Origin of the sequence: Paractinoplanes durhamensis, from assembly GCF_016862175.1 — a bacterium.
Taxonomy (GTDB): domain Bacteria; phylum Actinomycetota; class Actinomycetes; order Mycobacteriales; family Micromonosporaceae; genus Actinoplanes; species Actinoplanes durhamensis.
Window position 1 is genome coordinate 115,394 of the sequence record NZ_BOML01000031.1, and the last position, 21,011, is coordinate 136,404.

18 protein-coding genes and 1 pseudogene are annotated in these 21,011 nt (G+C 67.7%); 10 read left to right on the plus strand and 9 right to left on the minus strand.

What is annotated here, in order from left to right; translation table 11 throughout:
• The first annotated feature begins 17 nt into the window (after positions 1-17).
• Complete coding sequence (locus tag Adu01nite_RS18245; protein ID WP_203728088.1) at positions 18-650, plus strand: HNH endonuclease family protein; 633 nt, start codon at positions 18-20, stop codon at positions 648-650.
• Between the two features lie 7 nt (positions 651-657).
• On the opposite strand, the gene Adu01nite_RS18250 is transcribed toward Adu01nite_RS18245, so the two are convergent.
• The 3 genes from Adu01nite_RS18250 to Adu01nite_RS18260 all read right to left on the minus strand — a co-directional run bounded on the left by Adu01nite_RS18250 (position 658) and on the right by Adu01nite_RS18260 (position 3,091).
• A complete protein-coding gene (locus tag Adu01nite_RS18250) occupies positions 658-1,692 on the minus strand; it encodes a LysR family transcriptional regulator (protein ID WP_203728089.1) in 1,035 nt (344 codons plus the stop codon).
• A gap of 257 nt (positions 1,693-1,949) precedes the next feature.
• On the minus strand, positions 1,950-2,162 hold the full coding sequence (locus tag Adu01nite_RS18255; RefSeq protein WP_203728232.1) for a DUF397 domain-containing protein: 213 nt from the start codon (positions 2,160-2,162) through the stop codon (positions 1,950-1,952).
• 41 nt (positions 2,163-2,203) lie between these two features.
• A complete protein-coding gene (locus Adu01nite_RS18260; protein ID WP_203728090.1) occupies positions 2,204-3,091 on the minus strand; it encodes a helix-turn-helix domain-containing protein in 888 nt (295 codons plus the stop codon).
• A gap of 220 nt (positions 3,092-3,311) precedes the next feature.
• Here Adu01nite_RS18260 and Adu01nite_RS18265 point away from each other — a divergent pair, with 220 nt between their 5' ends.
• The 3 genes from Adu01nite_RS18265 to Adu01nite_RS18275 are packed head-to-tail and all read left to right on the plus strand — an operon-like array spanning position 3,312 to position 6,179.
• Complete coding sequence (locus Adu01nite_RS18265; RefSeq protein ID WP_203728091.1) at positions 3,312-3,950, plus strand: GOLPH3/VPS74 family protein; 639 nt, start codon at positions 3,312-3,314, stop codon at positions 3,948-3,950.
• 56 nt (positions 3,951-4,006) lie between these two features.
• A complete protein-coding gene (locus Adu01nite_RS18270) occupies positions 4,007-5,548 on the plus strand; it encodes an APC family permease (RefSeq protein ID WP_203728092.1) in 1,542 nt (513 codons plus the stop codon).
• Positions 5,549-5,567: 19 nt separating this feature from the next.
• A complete protein-coding gene (locus Adu01nite_RS18275; RefSeq protein WP_203728093.1) occupies positions 5,568-6,179 on the plus strand; it encodes a GNAT family N-acetyltransferase in 612 nt (203 codons plus the stop codon).
• 15 nt (positions 6,180-6,194) lie between these two features.
• Here the strand turns inward: Adu01nite_RS18275 and Adu01nite_RS18280 are convergent, their stop codons facing one another.
• The gene (locus Adu01nite_RS18280; protein WP_203728094.1) at positions 6,195-6,746 is read right to left on the minus strand and encodes a GNAT family N-acetyltransferase; all 552 of its coding nucleotides are present in this window, start codon (positions 6,744-6,746) and stop codon (positions 6,195-6,197) included.
• 1,066 nt (positions 6,747-7,812) lie between these two features.
• On the opposite strand from Adu01nite_RS18280, the gene Adu01nite_RS18285 reads away from it, so the two are divergent.
• Complete coding sequence (locus tag Adu01nite_RS18285) at positions 7,813-8,916, plus strand: alpha/beta fold hydrolase (protein ID WP_203728095.1); 1,104 nt, start codon at positions 7,813-7,815, stop codon at positions 8,914-8,916.
• A 92-nt stretch (positions 8,917-9,008) separates the two neighbouring features.
• Here the strand turns inward: Adu01nite_RS18285 and Adu01nite_RS18290 are convergent, their stop codons facing one another.
• Both Adu01nite_RS18290 and Adu01nite_RS18295 read right to left on the minus strand, forming a co-directional pair.
• Positions 9,009-10,064 carry a LacI family DNA-binding transcriptional regulator gene (locus Adu01nite_RS18290; protein ID WP_203728096.1) on the minus strand — a complete coding sequence of 352 codons (1,056 nt, stop codon included), beginning with the start codon at positions 10,062-10,064 and terminating at the stop codon, positions 9,009-9,011.
• Positions 10,065-10,160: 96 nt separating this feature from the next.
• Positions 10,161-12,371: a carbohydrate-binding module family 20 domain-containing protein gene (locus tag Adu01nite_RS18295; protein ID WP_203728097.1), complete on the minus strand. Its 2,211-nt coding sequence runs from the start codon at positions 12,369-12,371 to the stop codon at positions 10,161-10,163.
• 261 nt (positions 12,372-12,632) lie between these two features.
• On the opposite strand from Adu01nite_RS18295, the gene Adu01nite_RS18300 reads away from it, so the two are divergent.
• Genes Adu01nite_RS18300 through Adu01nite_RS47820 form a run of 3 tightly spaced genes read left to right on the plus strand, consistent with a single transcriptional unit; the run spans position 12,633 to position 16,817 of the window.
• Positions 12,633-14,114 (plus strand): GGDEF domain-containing protein, encoded by a 1,482-nt coding sequence (locus Adu01nite_RS18300; protein WP_239132507.1) that lies wholly within the window; start codon positions 12,633-12,635, stop codon positions 14,112-14,114.
• Between the two features lie 26 nt (positions 14,115-14,140).
• Positions 14,141-15,502 (plus strand): glycoside hydrolase family 43 protein, encoded by a 1,362-nt coding sequence (locus Adu01nite_RS18305; protein ID WP_203728099.1) that lies wholly within the window; start codon positions 14,141-14,143, stop codon positions 15,500-15,502.
• 25 nt (positions 15,503-15,527) lie between these two features.
• Positions 15,528-16,817, plus strand: coding sequence for an acyltransferase family protein (locus tag Adu01nite_RS47820; protein WP_344518001.1), 1,290 nt, complete (start codon positions 15,528-15,530; stop codon positions 16,815-16,817).
• 30 nt (positions 16,818-16,847) lie between these two features.
• On the opposite strand, the pseudogene Adu01nite_RS47825 reads toward Adu01nite_RS47820, so the two are convergent.
• The 3 genes and pseudogenes from Adu01nite_RS47825 to Adu01nite_RS18315 all read right to left on the minus strand — a co-directional run.
• Positions 16,848-17,513 (minus strand): annotated as a pseudogene (locus Adu01nite_RS47825) (Gfo/Idh/MocA family protein); the annotation flags it as partial.
• Positions 17,438-17,854, minus strand: coding sequence for a Gfo/Idh/MocA family protein (locus Adu01nite_RS47830; protein WP_239132508.1), 417 nt, complete (start codon positions 17,852-17,854; stop codon positions 17,438-17,440). The gene Adu01nite_RS47830 and the pseudogene Adu01nite_RS47825, both read right to left, overlap by 76 nt.
• Positions 17,851-18,630: a DeoR/GlpR family DNA-binding transcription regulator gene (locus Adu01nite_RS18315; protein ID WP_203728100.1), complete on the minus strand. Its 780-nt coding sequence runs from the start codon at positions 18,628-18,630 to the stop codon at positions 17,851-17,853. The genes Adu01nite_RS47830 and Adu01nite_RS18315 overlap by 4 nt, the downstream gene beginning before the upstream one ends.
• A gap of 109 nt (positions 18,631-18,739) precedes the next feature.
• On the opposite strand from Adu01nite_RS18315, the gene Adu01nite_RS18320 reads away from it, so the two are divergent.
• Together Adu01nite_RS18320 and Adu01nite_RS18325 are read left to right on the plus strand one after the other, a co-directional pair.
• On the plus strand, positions 18,740-20,032 hold the full coding sequence (locus Adu01nite_RS18320) for an alpha-glucosidase/alpha-galactosidase (protein ID WP_203728101.1): 1,293 nt from the start codon (positions 18,740-18,742) through the stop codon (positions 20,030-20,032).
• Positions 20,033-20,116: 84 nt separating this feature from the next.
• Positions 20,117-20,998 (plus strand): SIS domain-containing protein, encoded by an 882-nt coding sequence (locus Adu01nite_RS18325; protein ID WP_203728102.1) that lies wholly within the window; start codon positions 20,117-20,119, stop codon positions 20,996-20,998.
• Positions 20,999-21,011 lie beyond the last annotated feature (13 nt).

A 21,011-nucleotide genomic window follows, 5' to 3' on the forward strand; every position in this document is an offset into this window, starting at 1 on the left:
CCCGGAGGACCCCCCCGTTGAAGACACTCCTTCGTTCGGCGCTCGCCACCTTCCTGCTCGCGACCCTGCTCCAGTTCGGGTTCGGCAGTCCGGCGTTCGCCACCGCACCCGGCATTCCCACCACGTCGGCCGCCAAGACCCAGCTGTCCGGCCTGACCGTGGCCGCGTGGACCCACACCACCACGTACGACCGTGACCTGTTCCCGACCTGGGACACGATCTCCGGCACCTGCAACACCCGGGAGACCGTGCTCAAGCGGGACGGCACCAACGTCGTCGTCAGCTCGGCCTGCGCCGCCACCTCGGGCTCGTGGTACAGCCCGTACGACGGCGCCACCTGGACGGCCGCGTCCGACGTCGACATCGATCACATGGTTCCGCTGAAGAACGCGTGGATCTCCGGCGCCTGGGGCTGGACCACCGCCAAGCGCGAGTCGTTCGCCAACGACCTGACCAACCCGCAGCTGTGGGCGGTCACCGACAACGTGAACCAGTCCAAGAGCGACCAGTCGCCGGACTCGTGGAAGCCGCCGCTGAGCGGCTACTACTGCACCTACGCCAAGGCCTGGGTCCGGGTGAAGTACGTCTGGGCGCTGACCGTGACCAGCGCCGAGAAGACCGCGCTGACCAGCATGCTCGGCACCTGCTGAGCAACCGCTAGGCGATCTTCGGGTCGCTCCGGCCGATCTTCTGGCCGGGGCGACCCGGCGTGCCGTGCGTCGGGAAGAGCGACACCGATTTCTGGACGCCGAGCTCCGGATGCATGGCCAGCCAGCGCGCGTAGCGGGGCCGCTGGCGGAGCACCTCGAGGTAGGCCTCCACGGCATACCCGTAGAGCTCGGCCGCATGCCCGGCCGCCGGGGTCTCCGAGTCCCAGCCGAGCAGATGCCGCCAGCGCAGCGGCACCCCGGCGAGCGGAATCGCGACGGCCCCCTCGACCCGGCGCACCGTGCCCTGGCTGAGAGCGACCGCATCACCCGCCGCGACCAGGTCGAACGCGCTGCTGACGGCGATCTCGGTCGGGGCCCGGGGCGCGAAGCCCTCGCGGGCACAGGCGGCCGCGAAGCACTCGTAGAAGCACCCGTCGCCGGGCGCACCGACCCACTGCTCGTCGGCCAGCTCGCTGAGCGCGATCTCGTCCCGGCCGGCCAGCGGGTGCCGCTCGTGGATCAGCACCCAGACCGCGTCGACCGAGACGACCTGCCAGTTGAGGCCGGACGGCAGGAGCGCGGGCGGGTTGGCACACGCACCGAGCACGACGTAGTCGAGTCGTCCCTCGACCACCGACTGGGCGATCTCGTTCCCCGACGAGGTGGAGCGCATCGAGACCGGGCCGTTGGGGTGGGCGTCGTTGAGCCGCCGGACCAGGCCGGCCACGATCGGCCCGTTGGTGGCGCCGACCCGATACCGGGCCGTCCCGCCGGCCGTGATGAGCTCGCTGGCCTCGTCGTGCAGGCCGGTCACGGCCGGGATGAGCACCCGGGCCCGGGCCAGCACGAGATCGCCGAGCGGAGTCGGCAGAACACCCCGCCGATCACGGGTGAACAGCGCACCGCCGAGAATCCGCTCAATGCGCTGAAGCTGCGTGGTCAGGGCAGGCTGGGCAAGGCCGAGCGCCGCCGCGGCCTTGGTGACACTGCCCGCCTCGGCGATGGCCAGCACCATTCGAAGATGGCGTAACTCCAGCTCCACATCTGGAAACCTAGAGTCGCCCGGGCCCGGCCGAAAGCTTTTTCACGTTAATTTCGGCCATCTGAGTGTGTCAATTTGAGCACACCGATCCCGCCGAGTCGCCCGACCTCGGCAAATGCGACCGGCAAATACGGGAAGTATCGGCGCTGCAACGCCCCGTGAGGGGCGCTGCAGCAACCCCGCTAGTCCCACATCGAGAGAAGTTGACTTTGCGTAAGCACTTCCCATCGGTGCGTGCCTATCGGTAGGCTCTCGGATCAGGAAACGTCGAACTCGCCGTCCTTGGCCGAGTCCACGAAGGCGATCCACTCCGCCTGCGTGAACATGAGAGCCGGGCCAGACCGGTCCTTGCTGTCCCGGACGGCAACGCCAGTGTCGAGGATGGCGACCTCGACACAGTTGTTGCCGCCACTGCCGTTACTGCGGCTGCCTTTTTTCCAGACAGCGCCGTTGAGATGGTGCGTGAGCAACCTCAAGCACCCCCCTTCAAATATGCGGTTGTCTCGGAGCCCTAAGCGACCAGCAGGCTCTCGATCATCTTGATTGTCTGGCGATGGTCGAGCGCCTTCGCGCTCAATCGCTCGAACTCTTTTCGGTAACGGGCAACCTCGGCCGGTTGCTCTTCGTAAGAGTCTCCCGCAAGACCTTCAAGATAGACAACATCCAGATGGGTGGTTTCCGGTCTGGATATCCCATGGTTCATCTGCGCGTCTACGCCATGGAACTCCAATAGCGCTACCGGTCCACCGAGGAACGCGTGCTCACCGGAACCGAACGGTAGGATGTGCACCATCACATTCGGTAATTGAGCCATTTCTATTAGATGACGGAGCTGTTCCGCCATCACTTCCGGACCGCCGATCACGCGGCGCACGACCGATTCGTCGATGAACGCGGTGAGCTCCAGCGGGCGCCGCTCGGTCAGCCGGCCCTGGCGGGTCAGGCGCAGCGCCACCCGCCGGTCGATCTCGTGCGGCGGGTCGAACGACCGGCCGGTGCGCATGAGCGCCCGGATGTAGGCCTCGGTCTGCAGAAGACCAGGCACGATGGTCGGTTCCCAGGTCTGCATCGCCGAGGCACCGGCCTCCAGGCCGACGAAGTTGCCCGGCCGGATCACGTCCCGGTAGTCACTCCACCAGGTGCGCTCGCGGGACATGCGGGCAAGCTCGATGAGCGCCTCGCGGTACGCCTCGTCCCGGACGTGGTAGAGATCGAGTAGATCGCGCACATCGCGCGCGGTCACGGCCACGCGCGCGGTCTCGATCCGCGTGACCTTCGCAGCGTGCCACTCGAAATGACGCGAGACATTCTCCTGCGTCAATCCGGCAGCCTCGCGGCACCGTTTCAGCTCCGCGCCCAGTCGGCGCCGTCGCAGCGTGGGACCTTCATCAACGGACACCTGGACTCCCCTTGGTCCTCAGGTTTCCTCTGGTAGCCGATCCTACGGACCGGCCCGCTCATGATCCAAGGTGGACTCAAGCCCTAAACAAGAAGTCTAGTACTTCTTGTATTGACCTTGATGTTGGGTACATGATGCGGCAGACATCGAGTATTGACTTCCTGTACTCACAGTGATCTTTCAAAACTTGGGTCTATCTGGGTCTAAGGGGCGTGGCAGCGTGTTGGCTGACCAGTACTTCCTGATCGCACACCAGGACCGCACCGGCCGGTCCCGACTGCACCCGCGCGCGACCGGTTTAGGACTTGCCGCGGCGCTGCTGGGGGAGCTGATCCTCGAAGGACGAATCGGGATCGCCGAGGGCGACCTCATCATCCTCGATCGGCACCCTCCGGCCGACGCGTTGGCGCACGACATTCTCGACCTGCTGATAGCTCAGCCGCAACACCGTGATGTCCGCACGTGGCTCGCGTTCCTCTCGCAGGACGCCGAGGTTCGGGTGGGCGAGCGGCTGGTGCGACTGGGAGCGGTCGACCTCGTCACCCGCCGGCGCATGCTCTCCACCGAGACTGTCTACCTGCCGAACAGCGCCGAGCAGCGCAACGCGGCCGCGTGGGCCCCCGCTCGCCTGGCCAATCTGCTGGTTCGGGGCATCGAGCTGAGCCTGACCGACCGCGTGCTGGTCGGTCTCGTAGCCGCGACCGGGCTGACCCGGCACGTGCTCTACGACTTCGAGATGCACCGGCAGGCGTTCCACTCGCTGCCGAGCGCGGTCAGCGCGCTCACCGGGGATCTCCGTGACCTCATCGAATTCACCGAGGCCTCGGTTGGCTCGGTTCTTACCGTCGGTCGGCGGTGAGCCCCATCGGGCGGCACCACCTCCGGCGGAACAACACAGACCAATGGGCCGGGAGGATGTTGATGCTGCAGAAGGAACCCGCCGAGCCGGACATCGTGGCGCGGGCGCTGGCCAAGAACAGGCTCGGCGTCCCGTCCGTGGTGTTCTTCGGTGTGGCCGGCGCTGCGCCGCTGACCGTGATCATCGGAGCCATCTCCGCGATCTACGCGATCATCGGTAGCACCGCGGTACCGATCGCGTATGTGGCCGTGGCCGGGATTCTGTCCCTCTTCACGGTCGGCTTCGTCGCGATGAGCCGGCACATCGTCAACTCCGGCGCCTTCTACTCGTACATCAGTCACGGGCTCGGCCGCGTCATCGGCGTCGGCGCGGCGTTCGTGGCCCTCCCGGCGTACTCGTTGATGCAGATCGGCCTGTTCGGTCTCTTCGGCTCGGCCGCCTCCGGCATCCTCGCCGCGTTCGGCGTGGTCACCCCCTGGTATGTGTGTGCCATCGCCGCCTGGCTGGTGGTCACCGTGCTCGGCCTGCTCTGGGTCGACCTCAGCGGCAAGGTCCTCGCGGTCCTGCTGGTCGCCGAGATCGCGATCGTCCTGCTCTACGACTTCGTGATGGTGAGCAACCCGGCCGACGGGCACATCACCTTCTCTCCCTTCAACCCCGGGCCGCTGCTCACCCCGGTCGTCGGCACCCTGCTGGTGCTGGCCGTGGCGGGCTTCGTCGGCTTCGAGGCCACCGTCGTCCTCTCCGAGGAGACGAAGGACCCGAAGCGCACGATCGGCCGGGCCACCCACATCGCCGTCATCCTCGCCGGGCTGCTGTGCGCCGTGTCCTCCTGGGCGATGGCGGTCAGCACCGGGCCGGAGAACATCCACGCGACCGCCGCCGAGCATCAGACCGACCTGGTCTTCTTCCTGGTCGGCAAGCACCTGCCGGCACCCCTGGTCAACATGGGTTACCTGCTCTTCCTGACCAGCGTGTTCGCCGCGCTGCTCGCGTTCCACGCCGCGGTGGCCCGCTACCAGTTCGCCCTCGGTCGTGAGGGTGTGCTGCCGGCGGCGTGGGGTCGCACCCACCCGCGGACCGGTGCGCCGCTGGCCGGCTCGATCACCCAGAGCGTGCTGGCCATCCTGGTCCTGACGGCGTATGCGTTCGCCGGCGCCGAACCACTGGTCTACGTGTTCGCCTGGCTCACCACGATCGGCGGCCTCGGCGTACTGATCCTGATGTGGGCGACCTCGGCCGCGGTGATCGGCTTCTTCATGCGGAGCCGCCGGTCGGAGAGCGTCTGGCGGGCGTACATCGCACCGTTCCTCTCCTTCCTTCTTCTCTCCGTCGCGCTCACCGCCACGGTGATCGGCTTCGGCGAGCTGCTCCAGGTCGACGGCGACTCGGTCTTCCAGTGGCTGATCCCCGTGCTCTACCTCGCGGTGGCCGGGCTCGGCTTCATCTGGGCCGCGATCATGCGGGCCGGCCGGCCCGAGGTCTACGCCCAGATCGGCCGCGGCGCCGACGGCCGGGTGAGCATCCTGTCCGAAGCGGCGCTCCCGCCCAAGCAACTCCACGCGGACCCGGTCGGCGCCCGTGGCTACCCCTACTAGTAATAAGGAGACGCGCGCGATGACGCACGCCGTCCATGATCTGGTGATCCGCAGCGTCGACCCCGTCGACCCGGACGAGCTCACCGATCTTGTCGCCGCCGCCATGCACGACGGGCCCATTGCCCGATGGCTGCAGCCCGACGACGACGTGCGCCACGCGGCCAGCCCCGACTACTTCGCGATCTTCATCGAGCACGCGGTGCGGCACGGCGAGATCTACGTGACGAAGGACGGCACCGGCCGGTTGACCGGTGCCGCCCTGTGGTTCCCGCTCACGGCCGCTCTGCCGTCACCGATCGATTACGAGCGCCGGCTGAAGGAGATCGCCGGCGAGGCACACGATCGGATGTGCCTGCTCGATGCGGTGATGGAGGCCGAACACCCCACCACGCCGCACCACTATCTTGCTTTCCTCGCCGTCCGGCCCGATGAGCAGAGCCTCGGGCTCGGCAGCACGCTTCTGCGCCGGCATCATCGCCGGCTCGACGCGGCCGGGTTACCCGCCTATCTGGAGGCGAACGACCCGCGCAACCGCGACCTGTACCTGCGACACGGATATCAGGTCCGGTCCGTGATCGATCTACCCGACGGGCCGCCGCTCTGGACCATGTGGAGGTCGCCGATGGATTGAGGCGACCAGATCGCGCTACGCGGCGGTCGGGAACTCGTAGAGCCAATAGGACTGCTGGTCGATCCGACTGAATTTCATGGTGCCGGTCACCCGGCTGATCATCAGGCGGAAGATGCGGGACATGTGCCGGACGTCATCGTTGTAGCTGCAGATGTCCAGCCCGACCAGGCCGTTCTGGGTAGCTGCGACCAGGTACATCTGCTCCACCAGCTGCGCGAACGCCTCGCGCCCCTGGTGCTCCGGGCTCACGGCGACGAAGCCGATGTACCAGATTTTCCGGGACGCGTAGTGCTCCGGCCAGTGCCGCTCGAAGTACTGAGGTGCGATCAACGGCACCGCATCGAGGTCGTTGGTGTACGTGGCAATCCCGCACAGCGTGCCCTCGTCGGTGAGGGCGAGGTACTTGCTGACGCGCGGGTCACGCATCACCTCGTCGAACTCGGACGGGAACATCATGTGCCGCTGGACCGCAAGCGTGTTCAGTTCGTCGAACGCGTCTTGGTAGAGGCGCCATGCAGCGCTGTGCAGATCTTCATCCGTGATCTGGTCGACGACTTTGATAAGCATGCTTTGCTCCCCCGCGGGACGCGGCCCGCTTGCTCGCACTCACACCGATCAATGATCTAGTGCTCAACAGAGTACGAACAGTGACGCCGCAAACACAATGCGTGTTCGCCGATTGAATGTGCCAATCGCCGGAGACGGGCTCCACGGTGCCCGAAACTGTGCAAGTTGCGGGCGGCCCGCCAATTGCCGCACCCGCCTTCATTGCCGCTCCACGACGATTACCGGCACCCGCCCAGAGATCAAATAACGGTGATCAATTGACGAACGGATCTCCCGGCAAGGATCTTAACCGCAACCGCCGCCGGCCGCCTCCATGGCGGCCGGCGGCGCTGTTCACCTGCGACTATTTGCCGCCGGGCAAGGGTGCCGCATGCCTTCCCGCGGCCCACTTCGACACCGCTCGACACTGCCGCCTGACCTGGCTGTCCTAACACGACGATCATCCCGATCGCCACCGCCCACCACCTGCGCAAAGGTGCGTTCGGCGACGCCGGCGCCGGTTGCCGCCAGGCGCGAAAGCTCGCGAATCCCCCTCTTTCGCCGACGATGATCCAGGCGCATACTCAACGTCATCTCGGACGGGGTCACCGGCGGTCGATCACGATGCATCCTCGACGCCCCGCGCGCCGTCCGCGGCGGCGTCACGGAGAGGTACGAGCAGCTAGCGGGCGATATTCGAGCCGCTGAAGGCTTCGTGGGCCGACCTATCAGAATCGGTCAGACCGGAAAAGCGCCGGACTACCAGACGATCACGTTCGGTGGAGGTTCGGCGGGCCCCGGGCGGCGATCTCCGCGACCGCCGGCACGAGGGCTGCGGCCTGCGGAATTGCCGGCTCACGGCGTACTCGGCGCGGATTTTGATCTTGGAATTTGATCGCCTCGAAATCCCGGAATGGTTTGTCGAATCAGGTCGCATTTGAATCGTTTTTCGGTCGGCGCTGCGATCAGTACTCCGGAGCCAGTACCAGAAGGACTACGCATCTGCGTACTTCAGCCGGGGTCGGTAATCGCCATACGCTATGCCCCGGCTCTGATCATCAACCCTACTCACGGGAATGGAACACGTGTGAAAACAAGTCCGCGCTTACTACTGGTCGTTATCTTGGCCGTCTGCGGGACCCTCTCCGCGCCGGCCGGGGCAGCCTCCGCCGCCTCGCTGCCCGGCGTGGTCCTCACCTCCGCGACGGCCACCCTGCCGTCCGAGCTGAGCCCGCTGGCGACCGGCAAGCGCATCCAATACGTCACAACGGACATCAACGGCAGCCTGATCTACGCCACCGCGCTGATCCTCACGCCCAAGACCAACAAGAAGAACCGCACGGTCGCCTGGGCGCACGGCAGCACCGGACTCGCCGACCAGTGCGCCCCGTCCGCCAACCAGAACGTCTTCTGGCCGGAGGCCCGCACCGCGGTCGCCGCCCTGCTCAGCCGCGGCTGGACGGTGGCCGCCACCGACTACGCCGGCCTCGGCACCACACAGTCGCACCCCTACCTGGTCGGCGGGAGCGAGGCTCGCGCGGTCATCGACAGCGTCAAGGCCGCCCGCAACCTCGACAGTGCCCTCTCCACCCAGTACGTGATCGACGGCCACTCGCAGGGCGGCCAGGCTGCGCTCTTCGCCAGCCAGATCGCCCCGAGCTACGACGGCGCCCTGGTGCTGAAGGGCACCGCCAGCATCGCGCCGGTCTCCAACGTGGACGCGTTCGCCCCGCTGATCCCCGGCACGCCCGGCCAGGGCTACCTGGTGATGGGCCTCTACGGGCTGGCCGCGGTCGACTCCACCTTCAACCCGAACACGGTGCTGGCCGCCCAGGCGAAGACCAAGACGTCCGCCCTGACCAGCGGCTGCCTGATGGAGATCCTGGCCGCCTACGAGAATCTGACCGCCGAGCAGCTCCTGGTCGATGGGGCGCTGCCGGACGCGGTGGTCACCAAGCTCGCGAACAACGACAACCCGGCGCAGACCGCGCCGAGCGCGCCGATCCTGATCGTGCAGGGCACCGATGACGAGGCCGTCCCCTACTTCATCACGCACGATCTGCTGCTGCCGCAGTTGCAGGCCTACACCCAGCCCGTGACGTTCACCGAGCTGGCCGGCGCCACCCACGACTCGTCCGTGGTTCTTTCGGCGAGCACGGTGGCCACCTGGATCGCGGCCCGCTTCACCTGACCAAGTTCGAGGAGGGGGAGGACGGCACCCGGCCGCCACCGGATGCCGTCCCCGTCGTCATGTACCCGCCCGCGATCACGCGGAACCCCAGGTCAGGCCGCCGGGATGTGGGTCTGCTTGGTCAGCCGGCGGGTCGGAGCGGCCGCCGTCGATCCGCGGACCACAAGCTCGGCCGGGAAAACGTACTCCGAGCGCGGGGCGGCGTGGCCGTGGATCTCGTCGACCAGGGCCCGGACCGCGGCGTTGCCCATCGCGGCCACCGGCTGGCGGAGCGTGGTCAGCGGCGGGTCGGTGAAAGCTATCAACGGCGAGTCGTCGAAGCCGACCACCGAGATGTCGCGCGGCACCTGCAGGCCGCGGCGGTGGGCGGCCCGGATCGCGCCGAGGGCCATCAGGTCGGAGCCGCACACCACGGCGGTGACGTCCCGGTCCAGCAGCTGGCCGGCCGCGACCTCGCCACCCTCGACCCCGAACAGGGTCAGGGCGACCATCTCGGACGGGGATCGATGATCGTAGGAGGGGACGTGCCGGCGCATCGCGCTGTGGTAGCCGTCGAGCTTGCGCTGGACGGCACGGAACCGCTCGGGGCCGGAGACGAAACCGATCCGCTCGTGGCCGAGGGCGGCCAGGTGCGACACCGCCGACTCGGCCGCCTGCTTGTCGTCGCAGGAGATGAAGGGGGCCGAGATGCCGTCGGCGAAGCCGTTCACGAAGACGATCGGCAGCGGGCGGTCGATCAGGCGCTGGTAACGGTCGTGGTCGGCGGTCGTGTCGGCGTGCAGGCCGGCCACGAAGACGATGCCGCTGACCTGACGGTCGAGGAGCATCTCGAGGTATTCGTCCTCGGTCACGCCGCCCGGGGTCTGGGTGCAGAGCACCGGGGTGAAACCGGTCTGGGCCAGAGCCGACTCGATCACCTGGGCGAAGGCCGGGAAGATCGGGTTCTCCAGCTCGGGGACGATCAGGCCGACCAGACCGGCACTGCGTTTGTGCAGGCGTTCCGGTCGTTCGTAGCCAAGGACATCGAGGGCAGTAAGGACTGCCTGGCGGGTGTCGGCCGAGACGCCGGGGCGGTCGTTGAGGACGCGCGAAACCGTCGCCTCGCTGACGCCCGCCTGTCGGGCGATATCCGAGAGACGTGCACGCATGCGGTCACAATAACCCTTCATTAATTATGAGCGCGCGCCTGCGACGCAGGCCACGCCGGTCGTGGCGAAGTGCGCCACGACCGGCTGCCCGAACGGCTACTTCCAGGTGTCGCTTGTGCTGTACGTCAACGCCGTTCCGGTGGTGTATGTCCGGTTGCTCCCGGACTCCCAGGTGACGTTGCCGGCCGCGTCCTTCTTGATGTACTTGTACTCGAAGCTGGTGCTCTGCGGCACGGCCACCGCGCGGCGCCAGGTCGTGCCGCTCGCGGTCAGCGGAATGGCCGAGGCGGGCGCCCAGCTGCCGAGCGCCGCGATCGAGCCGATCACGTAGACGCCGGTGCCGGTCGCCGCGCTCGCGGTCACGCTGAAGTTGACCGCGGCGTCGACGGCCACGTTCCAGGTGTCGTCGTACGTCACCGCGGCGGTGCCGGTCGACGCCGTACGGTTCGCGTTGGTCTCCCAGGTGACGTTGCCGGCGGCGTCCTTCTTTATGTACTTGTACTCGATGGCCGTGTTGGCGGGCAGGTTCACCGTGCCGGACCAGACCGGGTAGGAGCTCGCCGAGAGGGCGACCGCGTTGGCGGTGTTCCAGCTGCCGAGCGCCGCGACGTTACCGACGACGTAGACGTTCGTGCCGTAGGCGGTGGTGGCGTACTCGTTGAAGGTGGCCGCGACGGTGGCCGGGTTGCTGGTCGGCGACGTGGTGGGCGTGGACGTCGTCGGCGCGGTGGTGGGTGTAGTGGTAGGTGTAGTAGTAGGTGTGGTGGTCGGCGACGTGGTCGGGTTGCCGGCCCCGGACTTGGCGTTGACGTGGATCGCCACCGCGCTGTTGGCCGGGATGGTGACCGACGCCGTACCCCCGGAAACCGTGACGGACGTGCCGGCGCAACCGGACGTCGTGGCCGCACCGGTGATCACGTCGCAGTAGACGCCGTCGGCGAGGCCGGTGGTGTAGGTGGCGGTGGAGGCGCTGCTGGAGTTGTTGATCCCGACCCAGCCGAGCGAGCCCCGGTGGAAGCCGATCACGTTGGCGTTGGTGGTGGTGAAGTCGGAGACCGTGGTGGTCGCGGCGGTGGCGTTGTGCCAGCCGACCATGCCCTTCACCCCGGTCGACTGGGTGATGCACTGCCAGGCGCCGCTGGTGCAGCTGGTGTCGGTGACGAAACCGCTCGAGTCGGCCGGCGGGGACTGCCCGGTGTTCGAGGTGGAGAAGGCGAAGCCGTCGTAGACGAACGGCTTGCCGTACGGGTAGGCAAGAAGGAAGTAGTTGGCGAGCGTGTACTTCGTCCCGTCCATGTACCGCAGGGTGGTGGCGTCCCGCTCGAGGTCGTGGTTGGTGACCATCGCGGCGGTCTGGGCGCTGGTCGCGTCGAGGCTCCAGGACGGGATGGTCGCCAGGTTGCCCAGCGTCCCGTTGTTGAACTGGGTCTTGAGGCCCATCGCGTAGGAGAAGCCGAGCACGTCACCGTTGGAGGTGAAGGCGGACGGCAGCAGCTCGCTGTTGCTCGCGCCGGTGAAGATCTCCTGGGCGATGTACGGCGTCTTGTTCTCGGCGGTGGTCTTGTTGAGCAGCGCGAGGATAGCGGCGAAGTCGGTCTTGGCGACGTGCTTGGCCGCATCCACCCGGAAGCCGTCGACGCCGAGCCCGATCAGGTCGTTCAGGTAGGCGGCGATCTTCGCCCGGACCGTGGTGCTCTGCGTCTTGAGGTCGGAGAGCGACAGCAGCATGCAGTTCTGGACCTCCGACACGTTGTTCCAGTCGTCGATCACGGCGTCGTCGTCGCTGCAGTAGCCGTCGTTCGCGTGGTGGAAGTCGTCGTACGTGTACGGCACCGCCGGGTAGGTGTAGCCGGTGGGGCTGAAGGTGCTGCCGCCGTACGTCGTGGTCAGTGTGTTGTTGGCCCCGGCCGTGTGGTTGACGACGGCGTCGGCGTAGACCCGGACCCCGGCGTTGTGGCAGGTGGTGACCATGGTGGAGAACTGCGCGCGAGTGCCGAAGCGGCTGGTCAGGTTGTACGAGACCGGCTGGTAGATCTCCCACCACGGGTGGGCGCCGTTGTCGCTGCTGGCCAGGCTGACCGACTCGGCGGGCGGGGCGACCTGGACCGCGCCGTAGCCGGCCGGGCCGAGCTGGTCGGTGCAGGCCTTAGCGATGGAGTTCCAGTTCCAACTCCAGAGGTTGGCGGTCACATCGCTGTTGTTCAGGGTGACGGCCGCACTCGCGGTGACCGTCTGGACGGTGAACGCGACCAGGCCGCTCGCCGCGAGAACGGCACCGGCGGCTATCGCACGCAGGCTTCGCTTCATAGGGGATTCCTAAGGATGCGGGGGCGAAAGGGATGGGACGGCCGTCCGTTACGACGAGGATGCTTGATTGTTTCAAATACGTCAATGACTTCCTGAAAGATCTTGCAGGACCTGTGGGGCTGCTGTGACGAGTGCCTGTTCAGAGCCTTGGAAGGCTTTGCAAAGATCAGGATTCACAACATCCTCAAGCCGAGCGCGCCCCGGTCGATCAGGACGGCTGTGAAGGGCGCTGAGCGGTTGCGGAGCTGGATTCGCGATCCCGTGATCAGTGCCGCCATCCTGTGGACCGGGCTGGCGACGGTGCTCTTCTACCTCCTCGCCGCGAACGCCGACCGGCAGGTGCAGGTCTTCTGGACGTTCCAGCTGCCGCTGGACACGCTGCTGGTCATCTCGTCCTGGCAGGTCTCGCGCATCGCGTCCGGGGCGGTCCGGCGGTTCTGGCGGGTGCTGGCCTCGTCCGGGGTGCTCTTCCTGTTCGGCGACACCTTTCAGACGGTCCTGACCTTCCTCGACCCGCCGGGAACCTGGTCGACCACCGGCGGCCTGGTGCAGTCCAGCTGCTTCGCGATCGGGCTCGTGGTGATGGTGGTAGCGACGCTGGCCTACCCACACCCGGGACGCACCGGACGGACCCGGCTCGCGTTCTGGCTCGACTCGGCCTCGGTGCTGGTCGCCGGCGCGGTGGTGGCCTGGTGTTTCGCCGCCCACCCGGGGCAGGACGACTTCTCCGACCTGGCCGCGACCCTGGCCGCGGCGGGCGCCGCCATCACCGCCTGCTTCGGCGCGGTCAAGATGATCCTCAGCGGCAACGCGCCGATGCGGAAGACCGCCGCGATCACGATGATGGCCGCAGCCGCGTTCACCGCGCTCGGCTTCTTCGTCGCCCCCGAGCCGGGCGGCGCGCTGGCCGGCTCCATCTACCTGATCCGGCTGATGCCGTCGCTACTGGTCGCGCTCGGCCCGCGCATCCAACTGGTGATCGCCAAGTTCGATCCGGCGCCGTTCACCGAGCGGCGCCGCAAGCCCTACAGCCTGTTGCCGTACGGCGCGATCGCGATCGTCTTCGGCGCCCTGATCGTGGTGCTGCCGCAGGGTGTCGACTTCCGGCTGTGGGGCGTCGTGGTGGGGCTCGGCCTGATCTGTGCGCTGGTCGCCGGCCGGCAACTGGTGGCCTTCCACGACAACACCGACCTGATCAAGAAGCTGCGCGAGCACGAGACCCGGCTGCGCCATCAGGCCCTGACCGACGGCCTGACCGGACTGGCCAACCGCACGCACTTCCACGAGCAGGTCGAGGCGGCACTGGCCACCGACATCCAGCGAACCTCGGTGCTGCTCATCGACCTGGACGGGTTCAAGCAGGTGAACGACTCGTTCGGGCACGCGGCCGGCGACCAGCTGCTGATCTCGGTGGCGGACAAGATGCGGGCCGCGGTGCGCGACGGCGATCTGCCGGCCCGGTTCGGCGGCGACGAGTTCGGCATCCTGCTGCGCGACTGCCAGGGCCCGGAGGCGGAGCAGACGGCCCAGCGCCTGCTGGCCGCGCTGGCCGAGCCGGTCTCCGTCGAAGGGGCCAGGATCGTCGCCAACGCCAGCATCGGGGCGGCCGGCGCCGAGCCGGGCGACGGTGTCTCGGCGGTGATCCGGCGGGCCGACGTCGCGATGTATGCCGCCAAATCCGCAGGCAAGGGCACCTGGAAGCGGTATGACACGGGGATGGAGAGCGTCGGCTCTTTCCATTGAAAGTAGTGATTGTTAACGTTCACTACATGTCCTCAAAGCGGAAGTTTGGCGGCGCCGTACTGGCCGCCGTTCTCGCCGTGGTCTTCGGCTCGGCCTCCCCCGCCGCCGCAGCCACCTACGCCGGCTATGCCATGGCGTACTTCACCGAATCCCCCAACATGTCGGCCGCCAACTACGACCTGCACATCGCGGTCAGCGGCGACGGCCTGAACTGGACGCCGCTCAACCAGAACGCCCCGGTCGCCACCGCCACGGCCGGCGCCCAGGGCCTGCGCGACCCCTACATCCTGCGTAAGCAGGACGGCACCTTCGAGGTCCTGGCCACCGACCTCAAGGGCACCGACTGGAGCTACAACAGCCAGTACATCCACGTCTGGGACTCCACCGACCTGCGCACCTTCACCAATTACCGGCGGCTCAAGGTCAACTCGCTGGCCACCCACTCGTGGGCGCCCGAGGCCTACTGGGACGCCGGTCGCAACCAGTACGGCGTCATCTACTCGTCGGTGGTCGGCGGCCACAACGTGATCATGGTGAGCTACACGACCGACTTCAAGACCGCCACCGAGGGCCAGGTGTTCTTCGACAACGGCACCGACGTCATCGACGGCAACCTGGTCAGCCAGGGCGGGGTGAACTACTTCTACTACCGCGGGACCGGCGGCCTGTTCGGCGCGAAGTCGTCGACGCTCAACCCGGGCAGCTTCACCACCTACACCAGCGTGATCAATCCCGGTCGCGGCGTCGAGGCGCCGCAGCTGGTGCCGGCCCTGTCCGGCAACGGGTACACGCTGTGGGGCGACACCTACAGCCCGAACGGGCGGTTCTTCGCCTGGTCGACCAGCGCGCTGTCCACCGGCAGTTGGTCGCTGCTCAACGACCGCACCTACACCCAGCCGCTGAACTCCAAGCACCTGGGCATCACGCCGCTCACCGCGACCGAGATGTCGAACCTGCTCACCAAGTGGGGCTCGCCCAGCTGGAACCGGGTCAAGTCCTACAACTACCCCGGCCGTTACATCCGGCACTACAGCAACGTCGGGCGGATCGACGAATACCCGTTCGACCAGTGGCAGGACCAGCAGTGGAAGCTGGTGCCGGGGCTGGCCGACAGCACCGGGGTGTCGTTCCAGTCGGTGAACTACCCGACCATGTATCTCCGGCACTCCAACTACGCGATCCAGCTGGCCACCAGCGACGGCTCGACCGCCTTCAAGGCCGACGCGACCTTCTACAAGACCGCCGGCCTGGCCGACAGTTCGTGGACGTCGTTCCGGTCGTACAACTATCCGGATCGATACCTGCGGCACTCCAACTACGTGCTGCGCATCGACCCGGTCAGCACCACCACCGAGAAGCAGGACGCGACGTTCCGAGTGGGCTACTGAGAAAAACCGTGAGTATCCTTCGCGGATGCCCGCCGCCGCAGCGCATCAGAGAATGGCCTGGCTCGATGCGCTGCGCGCGGTCGCCGCTCTGCTCGTGGTCTACGCGCACTTCACCCACTTCCTGTTCCGCGACGTCCGCGCCTTCACCTCCAGCTGGCTGAACGCCGGGGTGGCCGGGGTGATGCTGTTCTTCCTGGTGAGCGGTTACATCATCCCGGCGTCGCTGGAACGGCACGGCGACCTGCGCCGGTTCTGGGTCGCCCGGGCCGCCCGGCTCTTCCCGCTCTACCTGGCGGTCGGCGTCGCCGTCGTCCTGGTGCTGCCGGTCGCGCCCTACCTCAAGGAGCACCCGGCGGCCGGCACCATCGCCCACCTCACCATGCTTCCGCAGTTCAGCGGCTACGACCTGGTGACACCGGTGATGTGGACGCTCAGCTTCGAGATGGCCTTCTACCTGCTGGTCGCCGGCCTGTTCGCGCTCGGGGCGCACCGGGCGAGCGCGCCGATCGCGGTGGTGCTCGCGGTGGCCGCGGTCGCCACCGTGCCGCTGCCCCCGCGCCAGCTCTTCTCCCCGATGCTGCCGCTGGCGATCGCCGCCGTCCTGATCGCCGGCCTGGCCGGACTGCTCAGCAAACGGCGGGCCGCGGTCGTGGCCGGCGCCCTCGCGCTGATCGCCCTGGTCCTGGCCCTGCTGTTCGCGAGCCAGGATCCGTCGCACGTCTGGGACGGCCTGCTGATCCCGGCGGTGATGTTCACCGGCACGGCCATCTACCGCGCCGAGAAGGGCCAGATCCGCAAACGGCACGCGGCCGTCGCGGCGGCCGCGGTGAGCGTCGCGTGCCTGATCAACTGGTTCGCCGAGCTGCGCTCGCTGAACGCTCTGACGCCGGTCTACATGACCCGCGCGGTGATCACCCTGGTGATCATCGGCGGCTCCTTCGCGATCGGCTTCGCCTGCCGGCACCGCCGCGTGCCGCGCTCGCTGGCCTGGGTCGGCGTGATCAGCTACTCGCTCTACCTGATCCACGTGCCGGTCTTCGTGCTCGCCGGCCCCTGGCTGCGCGACCACTTCCACGGCGCGGCCCAGATCCCGGCGGCGACCGTGTTCCTGGCCGCCCTGCTCGGCCTGTCCTGGCTCGCCTACCGCTACATCGAGCTGCCCGGCCAGCGGCTAGGAAAGCGTTACGACCGTCCCGGTGAGCCGGGCCCGCTCCGCCGCCCAGACCACGCGATGGCCGGCCAGGCTGGTGGCGGCGTCCGACCGGATGAGCGACGGGTCGCCGTCGGCAACGGCGGCCAGAAACGCGTCGGCTAGCCCGTCGTCCCCGTCGCCGTGACCGGCCGACGGGTCATCGGACACGGTGAAGATCTCCTCGGCGCCGGTCCGGAAGTCCACGTACCGGACGCTCGCGCCGTCCCCGTCGAGGTAGCCGTGCGTCCCGAAGATCCGGGTCTTGCGCTGCTCGGCCGGCGTGAACGCGGTCATCGTGAACGAGATCGTCGCGCCGCCGACCATCTCCATCGAGACCACCTGATGATCAACGACGTCGTTCTGCCCGTTGTAGACACACTCCCCGTAGGGCCCGGTCCGCAGCGCCTCCGTCAGATCACCATCGGTCACGACGGAGACCGGCCAGCCCGGCCCGGCGTTCCGATAGAACCGCGGCGCCGAGTAGGGACAGTCGTGCTCCACCGCGCAGTCCAGGCAGCGATCGCCGGCCCCGGCCGGTTTGGACTCCGGCCGGAAATGCGCCAGCCCCCCGAACGAACTCACTCGCCGCACGTCATCGCCGACAAGATAGAGCAGCCAGTCGATGTCATGACAGGATTTCGCCAGCAGCATCGGCGACGAGCTCGCGGTGTCACGCCAATGCCCGCGCACGAACGAATGCGCTTGATGCCACCACCCCACAGGTTCGAGGTGCTGCACGCTGACTATTCGCCCGACTTTTCCTGATAAAAGAAAAGACTTAACCAATTTGTGTACGCCGTGTAGCGCAGCACGTGACACACCGCGAGCATGACCCCCGCGTCGTCAGCCGCCGCCGCGATTCGCAGGGCCGACTCCTCGACCGGCGCCATCGGCTTCTCCAGCAGCAGGTGATAGCCGAGCCCGGCCAGATGAACGGCCGGGCCCTCATGGTCCCGGTCCTGAGTGGCCACAATCGCGGCGTCCGCGATCCTCGAGTCGATCGCGGTCCAGTCGGCGAAGCCTGGAACGGCGAACAGCGCCCGCCGAGCCGGATCGGGATCGACCACCGCCACCACCCGCCCGGCCCCGGTTGCTTCGGCGCGCCGGGCATAGGTGGTCCCGCGCTGCCCCGCACCGACAAGCAGCAATCGAACCGTCATGCTGAGCCCGCCACGACCACCTCGGTGCCGGCCCGGCGGATCGCCTCGACCCCCACGGAGTCGGCGCTCGCGTCGGTGACCAGCATCGACACGTCGGTTATCGGGCAGATGCCGGCCAGGCAGATCTTGCCGACCTTGGAGCCGTCGGCGACCACGATGACGCGGTCGGCGCGGCGGATCATCGTGGCGTTGGTGTTCGCCTCGATCTCGTCGTGGGTGGTGAGGCCGCCGCGGGCGCTGATGCCGTCCACCCCGACCACCGCCACCGCCATGTTCAGCCCCTTCAGGGCCTGGTCGGCGATCGGGCCGACCAACTCGTACGACTGGGTGCGGGACACCCCGCCCGTCATGATCAGTTTCAGTCGCGGGCGCAGGGCCAACTCGGCCGCGATGTTGAGCGCGTTGGTCACCACGGTCAGGTCGACCCGCTCGGCGAGCAGCCGGGCCAGCAGGTGTGTGGTGGTGCCGCCGGTCAGGCCGAGGGTCAGCGGGCCCTTCGGCAGCAGCGCGGCGACGGTCTTGGCGACCAGCGCCTTTTCCTCGCGGTGCTGCCCGGTGCGGTAGCGGACCGGCAACTCGTAGGCGACGTCGACGGCGACCGCGCCACCGTGCGTACGGGAAAGCAGCCGTTGATCTTCGAGGACCTGCAGGTCGCGGCGGATGGTGGCGGGTGAGACCGCGAACTCGTCGGCGAGGTGCCCGGCGTCGACCGAGCCGCTGCTGGCGACCCGTTCGAGGATGGCCGACACCCGGTCGGCCCGGCGAAGCGAACTCATGGATCCCTCGATATCGGCAATGATCAAACGAGCAGTCAATGTAGTTCGTTTTCAAGCGATACACCAGTTGGTATTGCGCGTTCCAAGCGCGTACGCCAAGAATCCGCCCATGACTGTGATCGCCTTCCTGGGCGCCGGCAGCGTGGTCTTCACCCGCGAGCTGCTGGCCGACATCCTGTCCTTCCCCGAGCTGCGCGACGTGACGCTGGCCCTGCACGACATCGACCCCGAGCGCCTTCAGACCGCCGAGGCGATCGCCCGGCAAACCGCTGACCAGCTCGGATGCCACCCGATGATCAAGGCGACGCTGGATCGGCGGCGGGCCCTTCAGGACGCCGACTTCGTGATCAACTCGATCCAGGTCGGCATGCACGCGGCGACCGTGCGCGACTTCGAGATCCCGGCCAAGTTCGGGCTGCGGCAGACGATCGCGGACACGCTCGGGGTCGGCGGCATCTTCCGAGCACTCCGGACATTTCCCGTTCTGGACGGCATCGCGCGCGACATCCAAGAGATTTGTCCGGATGCCTGGCTACTGAATTACACCAACCCGATGGCGATGAACATCGGCTACCTCGCGGCGAAGGCGCCCCAGATCAAGGCGGTCGGCCTCTGCCATTCGGTGTTCTGGACTGTGCACGACCTGGCCGAGCTGCTGCACGTGCCGCTCGACGAGATCGACTACACCGGCGCCGGCGTCAACCATCAGGCCTGGCTGCTGCGGTTCGAGCACCGCGGCGAATCGCTCTACCCGAAACTCGACGAGCTCCTCGAAAAGACCCCGGAGCTGCGACGACGGGTACGCATGGACATGTACAAGCGGCTCGGCTACTTCCCCACCGAGACCAGCGAGCACTCCGCCGAGTACGTCCCCTGGTATCTGCACCACGACCAGGAGATCGAGCGGCTGCGCATCCCGGTCGGCGACTACCTGCGGATCAGCGCGGACAACGTGGCCGAATATCACGCGACCCGCGCGGCCCTGCAGAACGGCGAGAAGCTCGACCTGACGCGGGACGCCACCGAGTACGCCCCGCAGGTCATCCACAGCATGGTCACCGGCACCATGCGCCGGATCCACGGCAACGTCGCCAACCGCGGCCTGATCAGCAACCTGCCGGAGAGCTACGCGGTCGAGGTGCCGTGCGTCGTCGACCGCCTCGGGGTGCGCCCGGAACGCGTCGGCGATCTGCCCGCCCAGTGCGCCGCCCTCAACCGCAGCTTCGTCAGCGTCGGCCAGCTGACCGTGCAGGCCGCGCTGACCGGCGACAAGCGGATGGTCCGGCAGGCCGCGATGGTCGATCCGAACACCGCCGCCACCCTGACCGTGGAGCAGATCTGGGACCTCTGCGACGAGCTGACCGCGGCCCACGGCGACCTGCTTCCGGAGGCCCTGCGATGACTCCAACGGTAAGCGCGCACTCTGGACTGTTCGTTTGATGCGCACATCTTGTTAAGCGAGCGCAAACGAGCATAATCCTCGAACATGAATGACACCGCAGCCGAGATCGCCAGCCAGCCGGACGTGTGGCGGCAGAGCCTCAGCCGGACCGACGAGGCCCGGGCGGAACTGATCGCCCCGGGCGAGCGGATGCTCATCCTCGGCTGCGGCACCTCTTGGTTCGTCGCGCAGAGCCTCGCCGAGCTGCGGGAGTCCGCCGGCTTCGGCGAGACCGACGCGGTCTGCGCATCCGAGTTCGTGCCCCGCCGCCACTACGACCGCATCGTGGCGGTCACCCGCTCGGGCACCTCGACCGAGGTGCTCGAGGCGCTCCGCATGGTCCCGTCGTCGACCCGCACGATCGCGATCACCGCCGTCCGCGGCGAACCCGTGGACGGCCTCACCAACAGCCAGCTCGTGCTCGACTTCGCCGACGAGCGCAGCGTCGTGCAGACCCGGTTCCCCACCACCACGCTGGTGCTGGCCCGGCACGCGTTCGGCGAGAACATCGAGCCGGTCATCGCGGACGGCCGGGCGGCGCTGGACGAGCCGTTGCCGGCCGACCCGGCGCACATCGAACACCTGGTCTACCTCGGCACCGGCTGGACCGTCGGACTCGCTCATGAGGCCGCGCTCAAGGTCCGCGAGGCGGCTCAGGCCTACTCGGAGTCGTACCCCGCCAAGGATTTCCGGCACGGCCCGGTCGCGGTGGCCGGGCGCAATTCGCTGGTCTGGTCGTTCGGAGCCACCCCGATCGAGCTCGACGACGTGGCCCGCGAGGCCGGGGCCACGGCGTACCGCAACAAGAAAGATCCCCTCGCTCAGCTGGTGCTCGCCCAGCGCTTCGCGCTGGCCATGGCCGCGCACCGCGGTCTCGATCCGGACCGTCCTCGACTGCTCACCCGATCCGTGGTTCTTACCCCCTGAAGAGGTGCACGAG